The 16,189-nt window shown below is 58.2% G+C and carries 13 protein-coding genes and 1 tRNA gene; 11 read left to right on the top strand and 3 right to left on the bottom strand.

All coding sequences use genetic code 11. The features are described 5' to 3' along the window. Positions 1 to 13 precede the first annotated feature (13 nt). From infB to CKW16_RS17700, 6 genes are all read left to right on the top strand, one after another. Entirely contained in the window at positions 14 to 2,542 is a 2,529-nt protein-coding gene (infB, locus tag CKW16_RS17725) for a translation initiation factor IF-2 (RefSeq protein ID WP_095129498.1), read from the top strand. 159 nt (positions 2,543 to 2,701) lie between these two features. Continuing rightward, positions 2,702 to 3,103: a 30S ribosome-binding factor RbfA gene (rbfA, locus tag CKW16_RS17720; RefSeq protein WP_008149016.1), complete on the top strand. Its 402-nt coding sequence runs from the start codon at positions 2,702 to 2,704 to the stop codon at positions 3,101 to 3,103. 3 nt (positions 3,104 to 3,106) lie between these two features. Next, positions 3,107 to 4,024, top strand: coding sequence for a tRNA pseudouridine(55) synthase TruB (gene truB, locus CKW16_RS17715; protein WP_008149014.1), 918 nt, complete (start codon positions 3,107 to 3,109; stop codon positions 4,022 to 4,024). A gap of 117 nt (positions 4,025 to 4,141) precedes the next feature. Continuing rightward, complete coding sequence (rpsO, locus tag CKW16_RS17710) at positions 4,142 to 4,411, top strand: 30S ribosomal protein S15 (RefSeq protein WP_003177875.1); 270 nt, start codon at positions 4,142 to 4,144, stop codon at positions 4,409 to 4,411. Between the two features lie 197 nt (positions 4,412 to 4,608). After that, the gene (pnp, locus tag CKW16_RS17705) at positions 4,609 to 6,714 is read left to right on the top strand and encodes a polyribonucleotide nucleotidyltransferase (RefSeq protein ID WP_095129497.1); all 2,106 of its coding nucleotides are present in this window, start codon (positions 4,609 to 4,611) and stop codon (positions 6,712 to 6,714) included. Between the two features lie 136 nt (positions 6,715 to 6,850). Further along, positions 6,851 to 6,923, top strand: a tRNA-Thr gene (locus tag CKW16_RS17700). Positions 6,924 to 6,931: 8 nt separating this feature from the next. On the opposite strand, the gene CKW16_RS17695 is transcribed toward CKW16_RS17700, so the two are convergent. Beyond that, on the bottom strand, positions 6,932 to 7,483 hold the full coding sequence (locus CKW16_RS17695) for a hypothetical protein (protein ID WP_095129496.1): 552 nt from the start codon (positions 7,481 to 7,483) through the stop codon (positions 6,932 to 6,934). Positions 7,484 to 7,800: 317 nt separating this feature from the next. Here CKW16_RS17695 and CKW16_RS17690 point away from each other — a divergent pair, with 317 nt between their 5' ends. Then, positions 7,801 to 8,106, top strand: a complete 306-nt coding sequence (locus CKW16_RS17690; RefSeq protein ID WP_046046051.1) for a DUF6388 family protein — start codon at positions 7,801 to 7,803, stop codon at positions 8,104 to 8,106. 49 nt (positions 8,107 to 8,155) lie between these two features. Here the strand turns inward: CKW16_RS17690 and nadC are convergent, their stop codons facing one another. Continuing rightward, complete coding sequence (gene nadC, locus CKW16_RS17685) at positions 8,156 to 9,004, bottom strand: carboxylating nicotinate-nucleotide diphosphorylase (RefSeq protein WP_095129495.1); 849 nt, start codon at positions 9,002 to 9,004, stop codon at positions 8,156 to 8,158. A gap of 282 nt (positions 9,005 to 9,286) precedes the next feature. Between nadC and CKW16_RS17680 the strand changes: the two genes are divergently transcribed. The 4 genes from CKW16_RS17680 (at position 9,287) to CKW16_RS17665 (ending at position 15,287) form a co-directional block, all read left to right on the top strand. Then, complete coding sequence (locus CKW16_RS17680) at positions 9,287 to 11,497, top strand: DUF1631 domain-containing protein (RefSeq protein WP_095129494.1); 2,211 nt, start codon at positions 9,287 to 9,289, stop codon at positions 11,495 to 11,497. A gap of 64 nt (positions 11,498 to 11,561) precedes the next feature. Next, the gene (ampD, locus tag CKW16_RS17675) at positions 11,562 to 12,131 is read left to right on the top strand and encodes a 1,6-anhydro-N-acetylmuramyl-L-alanine amidase AmpD (protein ID WP_095129493.1); all 570 of its coding nucleotides are present in this window, start codon (positions 11,562 to 11,564) and stop codon (positions 12,129 to 12,131) included. Between the two features lie 2 nt (positions 12,132 to 12,133). Next, on the top strand, positions 12,134 to 12,970 hold the full coding sequence (ampE, locus tag CKW16_RS17670) for a regulatory signaling modulator protein AmpE (protein ID WP_095129492.1): 837 nt from the start codon (positions 12,134 to 12,136) through the stop codon (positions 12,968 to 12,970). 286 nt (positions 12,971 to 13,256) lie between these two features. Further along, a complete protein-coding gene (locus CKW16_RS17665; RefSeq protein ID WP_095129491.1) occupies positions 13,257 to 15,287 on the top strand; it encodes a methyl-accepting chemotaxis protein in 2,031 nt (676 codons plus the stop codon). Positions 15,288 to 15,412: 125 nt separating this feature from the next. Here CKW16_RS17665 and CKW16_RS17660 read toward each other — a convergent pair whose 3' ends face one another. Continuing rightward, positions 15,413 to 16,189 carry a TatD family hydrolase gene (locus CKW16_RS17660; protein WP_095129490.1) on the bottom strand — a complete coding sequence of 259 codons (777 nt, stop codon included), beginning with the start codon at positions 16,187 to 16,189 and terminating at the stop codon, positions 15,413 to 15,415.

Below are 16,189 nucleotides of genomic sequence, written 5' to 3'. Positions count from 1 at the left end.
AGGAGAGAAGTGCATGACGCAAGTCACGGTGAAACAACTGGCCGATGAGGTCAAAACACCGGTAGAGCGCCTGTTGCAGCAGATGCGTGAGGCAGGTCTGCCGCACACCGCCGCCGATGAAGGTGTGAGCGATAGTGAGAAGCAGTCTTTGCTGACTCACTTGAAGAGCAGCCACAAGGCGAAAGTGGAAGAACCGCGCAAGATTACATTGCAGCGCAAAACCACCAGCACCCTGCGTGTTGCTGGCAGCAAAAGCATCAGCGTTGAAGTGCGCAAGAAGAAAGTTTTCGTACAGCGCAGCCCGGAAGAAATCGAAGCCGAGCGCAAACGCGAACTGGACGAACGTCGCGCAGTAGAAAATGCTGCACGTCAGAAGGCTGAAGAAGAAGCCAAGCGTCGCGCCGAAGAAGAAGCGCGTCGCCAGCCTGCTGCTGCGCAATCCGCTACTAACGACGCCGTTGCAGCACCTGCTGCAGTTGCCGAGCCAGTACGTGAAAGCGCGCCGGTTGTGGCTGTTGCACCAGCGCCGTCTGCCGATGTTCGCAACAAGCAGAACGAACAGCGCCGTCCGGACAAACCACGTGCCGACGATAACAGTCGTCGTGGCAGTGGTGATGGTGAGCGCAAAAACGCTCCGCATCGTGCTTCGGTCAAAGAGAAAGCGCCTGCTCCACGCGTTGCCCCACGTACTACCGACGAAGAAAGCGATGGCTTCCGTCGTGGTGGTCGCGGCAAGGCCAAGCTGAAGAAACGCAACGCTCACGGTTTCCAGAGCCCAACCGGCCCTGTAGTGCGCGAAGTGAAGATCGGCGAGACCATCACTGTTGGCGATCTCGCCCAGCAGATGTCGGTCAAGGCTGCTGAAATCATCAAGTTCATGTTCAAACTGGGTACCCCAGCGACCATCAACCAGGTACTGGATCAGGAAACTGCCCAACTGGTTGCTGAAGAGCTGGGCCACAAAGTGACCCTGGTCAGCGACACAGCCCTGGAAGATTCCCTGGCCGAGTCCCTGAAGTTTGAAGGTGAAGCGTTCTCCCGTGCACCAGTCGTGACCGTAATGGGCCACGTTGACCACGGTAAGACCTCGCTGCTCGACTATATCCGTCGTGCCAAGGTAGCTGCTGGCGAAGCCGGCGGTATCACCCAGCACATCGGTGCGTACCACGTTGAAACTGATCGCGGCATGGTCACGTTCCTCGATACCCCGGGTCACGCTGCGTTTACCGCAATGCGTGCTCGTGGTGCCAAGGCGACCGACATCGTGATCCTGGTGGTTGCAGCGGACGACGGCGTAATGCCGCAGACCGTTGAAGCCGTTCAGCACGCCAAGGCTGCTGGTGTTCCGCTGGTTGTTGCAGTGAACAAAATCGACAAGCCGGGCGCTGATCTCGATCGCATCCGTAGCGAACTGTCGGTTCACGGCGTGACGTCGGAAGAGTGGGGCGGCGACACCCCGTTCGTATCGGTTTCGGCGAAAGTCGGTACTGGCGTGGACGAGTTGCTCGAAGCTGTTCTGCTGCAAGCTGAAGTTCTGGAACTGAAAGCGACTCCTTCGGCTCCTGGCCGTGGCGTTGTGGTTGAATCGCGTCTCGACAAAGGTCGTGGCCCGGTTGCTACCGTTCTGGTTCAAGACGGTACCCTGCGCCAAGGCGACATGGTTCTGGTCGGTTCGAACTATGGCCGCGTTCGCGCCATGCTCGACGAGAACGGCAAGCCAATCAAAGAAGCTGGTCCTTCCATCCCTGTCGAGATTCTCGGCCTGGACGGTACCCCGGACGCTGGCGACGAGATGAGCGTAGTTGCTGACGAGAAGAAAGCCCGTGAAGTGGCTCTGTTCCGTCAAGGCAAGTTCCGCGAAGTCAAACTGGCCCGTGCTCACGCTGGCAAGCTTGAAAACATCTTCGAGAACATGGGTCAGGAAGAGAAGAAGACGCTCAACATCGTCCTCAAATCCGACGTCCGTGGTTCGCTGGAAGCGTTGAACGGTGCCTTGAACGGCCTGGGTAACGACGAAGTGCAAGTGCGTGTTGTTGGTGGCGGCGTCGGTGGTATCACCGAGTCCGACGCTAACCTGGCGCTGGCCTCCAATGCTGTACTGTTCGGCTTCAACGTGCGTGCCGATGCTGGCGCTCGCAAGATCGTCGAGCAGGAAGGTCTGGATATGCGTTACTACAACGTGATCTACGACATCATCGAAGACGTCAAGAAAGCCCTCACCGGTATGCTGGGCAGCGATGTTCGCGAGAACATCCTGGGTACCGCTGAAGTGCGTGACGTGTTCCGTTCGCCGAAGTTTGGCGCGATCGCCGGTTGCATGGTTATCGAAGGTGTTGTTCACCGTAACCGTCCAATCCGTGTACTGCGTGAAGACATCGTTATCTTCGAAGGCGAGCTGGAATCCCTGCGCCGCTTCAAGGATGACGCTTCCGAAGTACGTGCCGGCATGGAATGCGGTATCGGCGTCAAGAGCTACAACGACGTCAAAGCTGGCGACAAGATCGAAGTCTACGAGAAGGTCCAGGTTGCTCGCAGCCTCTAACTCGCGCACTTCAAGGGCCACGGCGAGCCGCCGCATGCAAGTGCGCGGCACGGCGTCAGGACTCTAAACGCAACGCCCGGTCTGGCTTTTGTCAGGCCGGGCGTTTGCCGCTTTCAGACCCTTCGGGTTTCACCGTGGGGCAGTAACAGGTAACAAGACATGGCAAAAGAATACAGCCGTACCCAACGTATCGGCGATCAGATGCAGCGTGAGCTGGCACAGCTGATCCGTCGTGAAGTCAAAGACCCGCGCGTCGGCCTGGTCACCATTACCGCTGTTGAAGTCAGCCGTGACGTCGGTCACGCCAAGATCTTCATCACCGTGATGGGTCAGGACAACGCTGAAGACATCGCGCAAAGCATCAAGGTGCTCAACTCCGCCGCCGGTTTCCTGCGCATGCAGTTGGCTCGCGAAATGAAGTTGCGCAGCGTTCCGCAGTTGCACTTCCACTATGACGAAAGCGTCGTGCGTGGTGCTCATCTGTCGGCATTGATCGAACGTGCAGTAGCTGAAGACAATCAGCATCCGGTTGCGGCAGAAGCCGAAGACACCAAGGAGTAATCGGTGGCTCAGGTCAAACGTATCCGTCGTAATGTCAGCGGCATCATCCTGCTCGACAAGCCACTGGGGTTCACCTCCAATGCGGCGTTGCAGAAGGTTCGCTGGTTGCTGAACGCCGAGAAGGCCGGGCACACCGGCAGTCTCGATCCGCTGGCCACCGGCGTGTTGCCGTTGTGCTTCGGTGAGGCCACCAAGTTTTCGCAATACCTGCTCGATTCCGACAAGGGTTACGAAACCCTGGCGCAACTGGGCAAGACCACCACCACGGCCGATGCCGAGGGGGATGTGTTGCTGGAGCGCCCGGTGACCGTTGGTCGCGCCGATGTCGAAGCGGTACTGCCGAAATTTCGTGGGCAAATCAGTCAGATACCGCCCATGTACTCGGCGCTCAAACGTGATGGCCAGCCGTTGTACAAGCTGGCCCGGGCAGGTGAAGTAGTGGAGCGCGAACCGCGTTCTGTTACTATTACGCGCTTGGAATTACTGGCCTTTGAAGGTGATACTGCGCGGCTTGCAGTGGATTGCACCAAAGGTACCTATATCCGTACTCTGGTGGAGGATATCGGTGAGCAACTCGGTTGTGGCGCTTACGTTGCTGAACTGCGACGTACCCAGGCCGGGCCTTTCACGCTGGCCCAGACGGTCACGCTTGAAGAGTTGGAAGCGGTACATGCCGAAGGCGGCAACGAAGCGGTCGACCGCTTCCTGATGCCATCGGACAGCGGCTTGCTGGATTGGCCACTGTTGCAGTTCTCGGAGCACAGCTCGTTCTACTGGCTTAACGGCCAACCGGTACGAGCCCCGGATGCACCGAAGTTCGGCATGGTACGGGTACAGGATCACAATGGTCGCTTCATCGGTATCGGTGAAGTGAGCGAAGACGGGCGCATCGCGCCACGTCGACTGATTCGGTCAGAATGACCGGACGAGGGTGGCTGTTAACAGGCACGGTCACTACTCATTTTTAGATACAGGGATTTGTCCCTGGCCTGTTGAAACTGTTTTTCTGAAACAGTTTCCTGATAAAAGGATTGCCTCATGGCTCTCGACGTTCAAGAAAAAGCTCAAATCGTAGCTGACTACCAGCAAGCTGTTGGTGACACTGGTTCGCCAGAAGTGCAAGTTGCACTGCTGACCCACAACATCAACAAGCTGCAAGGTCACTTCAAGGCCAACGGTAAAGATCACCACTCCCGTCGTGGTCTGATCCGCATGGTAAACCAGCGTCGTAAGCTGCTGGACTACCTGAAAGGCAAGGATCTGGGTCGTTACCAGACTCTGATCGGTCGCCTGGGTCTGCGTCGCTAATAAGCGATTGCGCTAGAGGTTGGTTGTCTGTCGTACGTCAGTGGGTTTCCCGCTGGCGCATGGCAGGCTCCCAGCCTCAAGTTTTATCTGGATACCTGCTTTACCTGGACAATGACAGTCGGGCCGATTCCCGGCGTTGCCCAAGAATTTCGCAAGAAGACAAGTTCCCCAAGAGCCACAAAAGAAGGTAGGACACCGTGAACCCGGTAATCAAAAAATTCCAGTTCGGTCAGTCGACCGTTACCCTCGAGACTGGCCGTATCGCCCGTCAGGCCTCCGGCGCAGTATTGGTCACCGTTGACGACGACGTCAGCGTATTGGTGACTGTGGTCGGCGCCAAGCAAGCCGATCCAGGCAAGGGCTTCTTCCCTCTGTCTGTTCACTACCAGGAAAAAACTTACGCTGCCGGTAAGATCCCTGGCGGTTTCTTCAAGCGTGAAGGCCGTCCTTCCGAGAAAGAAACCCTGACTTCCCGACTGATCGACCGTCCGATCCGTCCGCTGTTCCCAGAAGGCTTCATGAACGAAGTGCAGGTTGTCTGCACCGTCGTTTCCACCAGCAAGAAGACCGATCCGGACATCGCTGCGATGATCGGTACCTCGGCTGCGCTGGCCATCTCCGGCATTCCTTTCGATGGCCCGATCGGCGCTGCCCGCGTTGCGTTCCACGAAAGCACCGGTTACCTGCTGAACCCGACTTACGAACAACTGAAAGCTTCGAGCCTGGACATGGTCGTTGCCGGTACTTCGGATGCCGTTCTGATGGTTGAATCGGAAGCCAAAGAGCTGACCGAAGACCAGATGCTGGGCGCGGTACTGTTTGCTCAAGACGAATTCCAGGTTGTGATCAACGCCGTTAAAGAACTGGCTGCCGAAGCTGCCAAGCCAACCTGGGCCTGGGCTCCACAACCAGAAGCTACCGCTCTGCTGGGCGCTATCCGTGCCGAGTTCGGCGACGCGATCTCCCAGGCTTACACCATCACCATCAAGGCCGACCGTTACGCTCGCCTGGGTGAGCTGAAGGACCAGGTTGTTGCCAAACTGTCCGGTGAAGAAGGCCAGCCTTCTTCCAGCGAAGTCAAAGCAGCTTTCGGCGAAATCGAATACCGCACCGTTCGCGAAAACATCGTAAACGGCAAGCCACGTATCGACGGTCGCGACACCAAGACTGTACGTCCGTTGAACATCGAAGTCGGTGTTCTGCCTAAGACCCACGGTTCGGCACTGTTCACCCGTGGCGAAACCCAGGCTCTGGTTGTTGCAACTCTGGGCACCGCCCGTGACGCACAACTGCTGGACACCCTGGAAGGCGAGAAAAAAGACCCGTTCATGCTGCACTACAACTTCCCTCCGTTCTCGGTAGGTGAGTGTGGTCGCATGGGTGGCGCTGGTCGTCGCGAAATCGGTCACGGCCGTCTGGCCCGTCGTTCGATTCAGGCCATGCTGCCTGCTGCCGACGTGTTCCCGTACACCATTCGTGTTGTGTCGGAAATCACCGAGTCCAACGGTTCGAGCTCCATGGCTTCGGTCTGCGGCGCTTCCCTGGCGCTGATGGACGCCGGCGTTCCGATGAAGGCACCGGTTGCCGGTATCGCCATGGGTCTGGTTAAAGAAGGCGAGAAATTCGCCGTCCTGACCGACATCCTGGGTGACGAAGACCACTTGGGCGACATGGACTTCAAAGTAGCCGGTACCGCCAAAGGTGTGACCGCGCTGCAGATGGACATCAAGATCAAAGGCATCACCGAAGAAATCATGGAAATCGCTCTGGGCCAAGCCCTGGAAGCGCGCCAGAACATCCTCGGTCAGATGAACCAGATCATTGCTCAGTCCCGTACCGAGCTGTCGGAAAACGCTCCGACCATGATCGCGATGAAAATCGACACCGACAAAATCCGTGATGTCATCGGTAAAGGCGGCGCGACCATTCGTGCGATCTGTGAAGAGACCAAGGCTTCGATCGACATCGAAGACGACGGCTCGATCAAGATCTTCGGCGAAACCAAGGAAGCGGCTGAAGCGGCACGTCAGCGCGTTCTGGGCATCACCGCTGAAGCTGAAATCGGCAAGATCTACGTCGGTAAGGTTGAGCGCATCGTCGACTTCGGCGCATTCGTCAACATCCTGCCTGGCAAGGACGGTCTGGTTCACATCTCGATGCTGAGCGACGCTCGTGTAGAGAAAGTGACCGACATCCTCAAAGAAGGCCAGGAAGTGGAAGTACTGGTACTGGACGTGGACAACCGCGGCCGTATCAAGCTGTCCATCAAAGACGTAGCAGCAGCCAAGGCTTCGGGCGTTTAATCACTCCCTACGCCTGACTGCTTCAACGTTATAAAAATGCCCCGCAGTGAAAGCTGCGGGGCATTTTTTTGCCTGCCATAAACCGAGACGGGCTTGCGGTTGCGACTCGCCAAAGCTGTGCTAGGTTTAGCTCACCGCCCGTGTAGCTCAGTTGGTAGAGCAGCGCACTCGTAACGCGAAGGTCGCAGGTTCGACTCCTGTCTCGGGCAAAGACTTGTTATTTCACCTTCCGGCTCAGGTCTTCGACCGCGCGTTTGAGCTGATCCAGTTGATTGTCTTGATCGCTGACTTCTCGCTTCAGGTTGGACAGGTCGCTGGAGCTTGAGTTGGAACTCGATCCAGCGCTGCGCTTGAGGTCTTCTACCTGACTGGCGAGCTTTTTCAGATCGTTGTCCTGATCGCTGACGGTGCGCTTGAGGTTGGATATTTCACTGGAGCTCGAGCTGGAGCTTGTACCGTTGTTGCGTTTGAGTTCTTCGATGAGGCGCGCTTGTTCGCTGATGGTTTTCTTCAGGGTGTCGATTTCAGTCGTGTTGGTTTTAACGGTGTTCGTTAATTTCTCTACGTCTTCGACACTGATGCTGCTCCTGGCCATCACCTCTTTACCGTACGAGTTGTGGAGGGTGAGGAATTTATCGCCGGAATTGGAGCTGTCGGAACTGTATTCCAAACTGGCTTGAGCGGTATTGGGCAGTACCAGGTTGCCGAGCAGCAGGGCGGCCATGCCGGTTGCAAACAGGGTAGACGAAAGCTTTGGGAAATTGCGCATCACCTGAGTTCCTTGTGAAGTGCCTATATGGCACATCGCTATGACTTCAGTTTTCGAAACATGTTCCTGAGGGGCCGCAAAAATGGCACGGCCGGTGATGGCATCCGGTTTTTTGTAGATTTGATGTAAAGATCCGTATAAATCGTCAGCCAAAGGTCCTATATTCGGACCTTGCATGAGCTCCACATTGCAGTTTTCAAATGATCCCCGAATGGTTCTGAAGGCCAGACAAACCGGGCTTCAAGCGGTTTTTTTGCGTCAGAGAGATCCTTGATGATCCAGATCCATCTTCCATTCCCCAGATCAGAGAGAACGACATGACTGTTAAAGAGTTGACCCAAGAAGCCAGACACGCAGAAGCGCTGAAGAAGTACTTGCTGGAATCGCCCCAGCTTGCCGAAGAGATCAAGGACTTGCCCGCCGACGATCAGAAAGACCAGATCCAGTGGGCATTCGAGGACGAGGCAGAGTCTCAGGGCTTGCAGCCGTGGGAGCTGACGCTCAAGTACACCTCAACCCCTGAAGAGTTCGAGGCTGCGCGCCTTGTTCTGCACAAGGAGGCTGCCGAGGTGTTGGGCGTCGAGTGGGAAGAGTACTGCGAGATGAATAATCTGGTGGTCTGACAAAAACGCCAGCCTCACGAGGCTGGCGTTTTTCATTCATGCGGCGATATCAAAGGCTTAGACGCATCGACAGATCGACAGCCTTCACATCCTTGGTCATCGCACCAATCGAGATGTAATCCACCCCGGTTTCGGCGATCGGTAGCAGCGTGCTTTCGTTGATGCCGCCGCTGGCCTCCAGTTTCGCCTTGCCGCCGTTCAGGCGCACGGCTTCGCGCATGTCATCCAGACTCAACTCATCGAGCATGATGATGTCGGCACCGGCCGCCAGAGCTTCCTTCAGCTCGTCCAGGCTTTCCACTTCGATCTCCACCGGTTTGCCCGGGGCAATCTTGTGTGCGGCTTTGATCGCCTCCGGGATGCCACCGCAGGCGGCAATATGGTTTTCCTTGATCAGGAAGGCGTCGTACAGGCCGATGCGGTGGTTGTGGCAACCGCCGCAGGTCACGGCGTACTTCTGCGCCAGACGCAGTCCCGGCAAGGTTTTACGGGTGTCGAGCAACTTCACCTGAGTCTCGGCAACGTAAGCCGCCAGGTACTGCGCGCGCGTGGCCACGCCAGAAAGCAACTGCAGGAAGTTCAGTGCACTGCGTTCGCCCGTCAGTAGCGAGCGCGCCGGGCCTTCGAGGTGGAACAGCACCTGATTGGGTTTCACCTGCTCGCCATCGCGCACCTCCCAGTGCACCGCAACACGTGGATCCAGCTGCCGAAACACTGCGTCAACCCAGGCTGTGCCGCAGATGACGGCAGCGTCGCGGGTGATGATCGTGGCTTTGGCCAGGCGTTCGGCCGGGATCAGCTGTGCGGTGATGTCGCCGCTGCCGATGTCTTCGAGCAACGCACGGCGCACGTTGGCTTCGATTTCGGCGGTCAAATCGGCGAGACGTAGATTCGGCATAACGGACTCCACAAACAAAGTGGCCCAATTATAGGGCCAGGGCGCTGGGCAACCCAAGGCATCGACGCGTTCCCATCGCTCTGAAACCTACATTTGGTCGTTTCGCCTGAGCAATCGGCTCTAAGTTGGCGTCTGCCATAAGCGTCTATTTCAATGGGAACCGCAGAGTCTGCTGGTACAGGGGACATCTTTTGCAAGATAATCCGCCTTGCTTTTGACGTCATGGCTTTGACGTGGATTTGGATTGACGACTTCGAAGACTCACCTTTTCAGGAGGCCTGAATGCACAACGACGGGAATGTAGTGCCTTTGCACAAGGTTGCTACCGACCAGGCGACTCACTCGCCGCTCGCCCGCCTGCCTGTGATTCTGCTTCAGGTTCGCGACAAGGCCGCTCAACAGCTCAGGCATGGTTTGCAGGAACTGTTCGATAACGCCGATGACACGCTGTTCGAAATGGCCGACCGGGCCCGCAATGACGTCGAACAGAATCTCTTCTTCGAAGCCATGCGCGACTTGCGCCTCAAGCGCAAAAACATCGAACGCGGCTTTCTCGAACAATTCTTCGAGGCCTTTGTCAGCCTTGCGCAGTACGACATTTCCCAAGCTGCCTTGCCCCGGGCATTGGCTTTCGATGCCTCGGCGTCGATGCCCAATGACGACATGGAACGCAACGTGGCGGTGGAGGCCATGGTCGGCAAAGTGCTGAACCGCGACGGTTTTGCCCTGGACCAGCTCACCGCTCGGCTCAGCACACTGCTGGGCAAGACGCTGGTCGAACAGCACAACCCCTTGGGGCCAACGCTGCTCTGCGAGTATTTCTTGCAGGCCGGGCGCAACCTGGGCATGGAAATCAAGGTCAAGCTGATTATCCTCAAGTTGTTCGAACGCTATGTGCTCAGCAATGCTGATCAGCTTTACACCGAAGCCAATCAACTGCTGATCGCCACCGGCGTGCTGCCGGACCTCAAGCCCGCCCCGGCGCGGCGTGCCACCGATCGGGCGGCTGCGAGTGTTCGTGCTGACCTCGCCGAGACAGGCGTGCGAACTGGCAATCCTCAGATCGACGACAGCGTGCAGGAAGTCTTCGCGGCGTTGCAGGAGTTGCTGTTTCACGTGCGTGGCAGTGTCGCGCCAACCCTTGAAGCCAGTGCCCAGACACAGCCGATTTCCACCCGTGACCTAATGCGCCTGCTCTCGCACTTGCAGCAATACGTACCGGCGCCGGCAGCCCAGGACGACTTCGATCTGCGAAACCAGCTCGAACAACTGCTGACCCGGGTCAGCGTCAAAAGTGGCAAGTCACGCGTGGTCGGGGTGGCTGACGAAGACGTGATCAACCTGATCGCCATGCTCTTCGAATGTATCCTCGATGACCGCAACCTGCCGGATTCGCTAAAGGCATTGATCGGCCGTTTGCAGATCCCGATGCTGAAAGTGGCGGTGCTCGACAAGAGCTTCTTCAGCCGCAGCAGTCACCCTGCCCGGCGCCTGCTCAATGAAATCGCCACCGCTGCCATGGGCTGGGGCGAGTGCGATGACCATGAGCGTGACAGCCTGTATCTGCGCATTGAGCAAGTGGTGCAACGGTTGCTGAACGATTTTGTCGATGATCCGGCGGTCTTTTCCGAATTGCTCGCGGATTTTCTCGCCTTCACCAGCGACGAACGCCGTCGCAGTGAGCTGCTGGAGCAACGTACCCGTGACGCCGAAGAAGGCCGCGCCAGGACTGAACTGGCCCGCCAGCGCGTCGAGCAGGTGCTGAATCAGGCCTTGTTGGGCAAAGTATTGCCGCAGCGGGTGGTGATGTTTGTCCAGGAAGCGTGGAGCCAGGTGCTGCTGCTGACCTGTCTCAAGCACGGCGATCAGTCGTCCGAGTGGCACGCCGATGTGCAGTCCATGGGGCAATTGATCTGGAGTGTGCAGCGTCATGATGAATCCGATGCGAGCCTGCGCTTGTTGGCGCTGGTGCCTGGATTGCTCAAGTCGTTGCGCGACGGGCTGAGCAGTTCGGCCTTTGATCCGTTCGCCACCAGCGAATTTTTCAGTGAGCTGGAAGCCTTGCACGTTCAGCTGTTCGAACGTCCAGGGCAAAAGCCTGAGCAGTCTGTCGATACACCGGTAATGGTCGAAGTGCTGCAGGGAATCGTCCTGCGAACCGCCGACGAAGGGCCGGTCGAAACGGCGTCAGTGCGTTTACCGGAGGACGATGCCGGTCTGCTTCAGGTCGATCAACTGCGGTTGGGGTGCTGGGTCGAGTTTCAGGAAGACGAGGAAAACACCCTTCGCTGCAAGCTGGCGGCGATCATTGAAGCCACCGGCAATTACATTTTCGTCAATCGCACCGGGATGAAAGTGCTGGAGCGCAGCCGCACCGGTCTGGCGCTGGAATTTCGTCGTGGCGCGGTGCGCGCGCTGGACGACACCTTGCTGTTCGACCGGGCGCTGGAATCGGTGATCGGCAACCTGCGGCGCCTCAATCGCGGCAAGTGATCGCGCCCCGAGGGTCTATCACGGCATACTGGGCGCCAACACAGTCGTCGTTGAAGGAACCTGTATGCAGTTGGACCCCGCGAGCGGTTGGTGTCAGGGCGTAGATATTTGCCCCTCACCCAACTTCAATGCGCGCCCCGAGGGCGAAATTTCCCTGCTGGTGATCCACAACATCAGCCTGCCGCCTGCGCAATTCGCTACCGGCAAGGTGCAGGAATTTTTCCAGAATCGTCTGGATGTCACGGAACATCCCTACTTTGAAGGGATTGCCGACCTGCGTGTATCTGCGCACTTTCTGATCGAACGTGACGGCACCGTCACTCAGTTTGTCTCTTGTCTTGAGCGTGCCTGGCATGCCGGCGTCTCGAGTTTCGAAGGGCGGGAAACCTGTAACGATTTTTCCGTGGGCATCGAACTTGAAGGCACGGATGATCTGCCGTTCAGCGATGCTCAGTATCAAGCGTTAACGACCCTGACCCGGCAGCTGCAAAGCGCCTTCACGGGTATCACCGCACAACGCATCTGCGGGCATTGCGACATCGCACCCGGGCGCAAGACTGATCCGGGACCGGCGTTTGACTGGGCACGCTATCGCGCGGCTCTGGCAAAAGCTGCTCTGGAAAATAAGGAGTAACAATGAGTTTTCTGGTGTTGCTGTTGGCGGTCTGGATCGAGAAGTTCTCGGCCCTGCGTCATCGGATTCAGCGCGATGGTGGATGGGTTCGCGAGCTGAACAAGCTTGAGGTCAATCCGCGTCTGGCGAAAAGTCCGTGGCTGATCTTGGTCATACTGGTGTTGCTGCCAGTAGCACTGCTGGGTTTGCTGCTGTTGGTACTGGACCCGGTGGCTTACGGTCTGCTGGCGTTGCCGGTGCACCTGCTGGTGGTGATTTACAGTCTCGGTCGCGGTGATCTGCTGGCCGGTCTCGGGCCGTTTCGCGATGCCTGGCGCCGGGAAGACCTGCAAGCGGCCGCTCATGTGGCGAACCGCGACCTGGGTATCTGCGCCGATAGCGGCGAACAACTGCTGGAACGGGTCGAAGGGCATCTGCTGTGGGAGGCTTACCAGAGCTTTTTCGCGGTGATTTTCTGGTACTTCCTGCTGGGGCCGGTCGCAGCCCTGAGCTATCGACTGCTGGCCCTGGCCGAAGAACACGGGCAGAACCTGGCTGTGGTCGAGCGCGCCGCACAACTGCGTCACGCGTTCGACTGGGTGCCGGTGCGTTTGCTGGCGGCAAGTTTTGCGTTGGTCGGCAACTTTGTCGCGGTCAGCCGAGTGATGCTGCACGAACTGCTGAACTGGAACATCAGTGCCGCCCAATTGATCGAGAAGGTCGGACTGGTGGCCGGTGAAATCCCGGCGCCGGTGGTCGGGCCTGACGGCATTAACAGCCTCGACCGGATCTGGGAACTGCTGCTGCGCGCGGCGGTGCTCTGGTACGCCGGTTTTGCGTTGTGGACCGTCCTTCCGTAAGCACACTGAACCCTGTAGCAGCTGGCGCAGCCTGCGTCCGGCTGCGCAGCAGTCGACAACTCAGTCACCGTGGTTTGTCAGGCTCACTGCGTAATCAGGATTTACGACTGCTGCGCAGCCGAACGCAGCCTTCGGCAGCTGCTACCAGTCCGCATCCCCCCGCCGTTAACCTTAAGTTACAAAACCTCCCGCCGATTTAAGCTATACAGAGACAGCGCCGAATAGTGGCTATCTGCTCTCGACCCGCGCCTGCCAATAAAAATAAGAAATCGAAGGGAGACTTCCAGTGAAGAGCTTGCTCTATCCCGCCGTCGCGCTGATGAACCGCCTGAGCTTCGGCATGAAGTTCAGCCTGATCAGCGTGCTGTTCCTTGTGCCGATGCTGGTGACCAACTTCTATCTGGTGCGCGATTCTTATCGAGAATTCCAGGGCACCCGGGTCGAGCTGCAGAGCCTTGACCTGCTGGGTAGCAGCCTGACGTTACGGCGCGATCTGGAAACCCTGAACAACCTGGTGCAGATCAATGTCACCCTCGGTCAGTCCGGCAAGGCCGGCAATGTCGAGTCGCAGATCAGTACCCTGGGGCAAAGTGTGCTGACCCGTTTGCAAGGGCTGACGGCGATGACCGCTGACCCCGAGCAAATCATGGTTTTCGATGGCAAGCGCGATGAAATGATCGCCGCATTCAAGGCCCAGCAAGCGGAAAACTCCCTGCAAAGCAAAAGCGCGATGATCGGCAAGTTACTCGGCAACGCGCAAATTTTCAGCCAGATCATCGCCAGTCAGGCTGGCCTCAGCCGCGACACCCAGAGCGACATGCGCCAGCTGAGCGAACTCATTACCAATGTCACCCCGCCCGTGACCCAGCTTCTGGGCGAAGGTCGGGCGATGGGTTCTTTTTCGCTGGGACAGGGCTTTCTCAACTCGGCATCGAGTACCCGTTTTGATGAGTTGCTGGCGCAGATCGAAAAACTGCAGGCCGAATATGCCCTGAAGTTGCAGGACGCGCTGGGCTCCAGCAAAGCGGCACGGGAAACCCTGGCGGCTCAGGCCGATAGCAGCAAGGCGTCGTTGAAAAAGGCCAGCGAACTGTTCGAAGAGCAGGTAGTGATGGCCGACACGCTGGATGCGCCGTGGCAGAGCTTTTACGATCAGGTCACGGGCCTGATGGACCAGACCTACCAACTCAATGAAGCCACCCTGAAGTTTCTCGGCACCCAGCTGCAACAGCGACTGGAGCAGAACCGCACCCACATGGTCTTGCAGGCCGTGGCGCTGTCGGTGGTGTTTGTGTTGATTTTTTACCTCTATGGCGGCTTCTACGCCTCGACCCGCACCACCCTCAAGCGTCTTGGCGCGGTGATGGACAAAGTCGCGGCCGGGGACATGACGGTGACCTTCAGCGCCAACAGCCGCGATGAACTGGGCGAGTTGGGCGAGGTGTTCAACGGCACCGTGAAGAAAATCCATGACCTGATCGAGCGGGTCGGCCAGACCGTCAGTGAGGTCGAGCGCCAAGCCGGGCAGGTGGAGAACGTTTCCGCCCAGAGCAACCAAGCGGTGGCGGGGCAGCGCACGCAGATCGAGCAGGTTGCCACGGCCATGAACCAGATGTCGGCTACCTCACTTGAGGTGGCGCGCAGTGCCGCGGCAGCGGTCAGCAGCGCCCATAGCGTCAACGACGAGACCATCAGCGGTCGCGGGCTGGTGGAATCCCAGCAGGGCAGCATCGCTGCACTGGCCAGTGAGATCGATCAGTCGGTGCTGGTGATCAATCAACTGGCCAGCGACAGCCAGTCCATCAGCCGCGTGCTGGAAGTGATCAAGAGCATTGCCGAACAGACCAACCTCTTGGCGCTCAACGCGGCCATCGAAGCTGCTCGGGCCGGTGAACAGGGGCGTGGTTTTGCGGTGGTGGCGGACGAGGTCCGGACACTGGCCAAGCGCACCCAGCAATCGACCGAGGAAATCGAGCAGATGATCGCCAAGCTGCACAGCGGTGTCGGCGCTGCGGTGAAGGCGATGGGGACCAGTCATCAGATGGCCAGCGGCACGGTGGGGCAGTCAGAAAAGGTTCAGCAAGCGTTGGAAAACATCCTGGGTGCCGTCGGCATGATCGTCGATCAGAACCAGCAAATCGCCGCCGCGGTAGAGCAGCAGACCGCTGTGGCTCACGACATCGACCAGAATATTGTCGAAATCAACCGCGCCGGTGAGCGTACCGCCGAAGGTGCACACCAGACCGAGGATGCCAGTCGCGCGTTGTCGGCTCAGGTGGTGGAATTGAAGCAGCTGATCAGCGCGTTCCGGGTCTGACCCCCCCCGATCAACTGTAGGAGCCGAGCTTGCTCGCGATGACGGCCTGTCATCCGACAAAGATGTCGAATGTTAGACCGCCATCGCGAGCAAGCTCGGCTCCTACAGTTTGAAGGGCGGGCAGATCACCAGTTAAACAGCTCACAAGCATTGGCCGTGCTGGCGGCGGCCAATTGCTCGGGGCTGATCGCCATGATCCCCGCCAGTGCCGAGCAGATCGCCGGCAGATGCGCCGGGCTGTTGCGTTGGCCGGGGAACATGGCGGGCGCCATGTCCGGCGAATCGGTTTCCAGTACCACCGATTCAAGCGGTAATTCGGCAAGCACACGGTGCATGCGCAGGGCCTGAGGCCAGGTCGCGGCACCGCCCAGGCCCAGTTTGAAACCGAGCTTGATGTATTCGCGGGCTTCTTCTTTGCTGCCGGCGAAGGCATGAATGATCCCCGCGCGTTTCAAGCGAAACCGTTTAAGCGTGGCAATCACCGCCGCGTGGCTGCGTCGCACATGAATCAGCGCGGGAAGATTGAAGTCCGCTGCCAGTTGCAGTTGCGCGTCGAACAACGCCTGTTGGCGTTCACGGTCCAGGGTTTCGATAAAGTAATCCAGACCGATCTCGCCCACCGCGCACAACTGCCGATGACCCGCCAACCGGGTCAGCCAATCACCCAGTTCGTGTAAATCTTCAGGGCGATGATCATCCAGATACACCGGATGCAAACCGAGCGCCGCATACAGGTCGGGATCGCTATGCACCAGATCCCAGACGCGCTGCCAATTGCCCTGATAAACCCCCAGCACCACCATCCGCCGTACCCCGAGGGCGCGGCTCTCGGCCAACAACGCCGTGCGATCCTCGTCGAAGTCCGGAAAATCCAGATGAGTGTGGCTGTCGATCAGCTCCAC

Source organism: Pseudomonas sp. Irchel s3h14 (assembly GCF_900187425.1).
Lineage (GTDB): Bacteria > Pseudomonadota > Gammaproteobacteria > Pseudomonadales > Pseudomonadaceae > Aquipseudomonas.
Note: the sequence above shows the minus strand (reverse complement) of the source record. Positions and strands in the feature narration are given on the sequence as shown.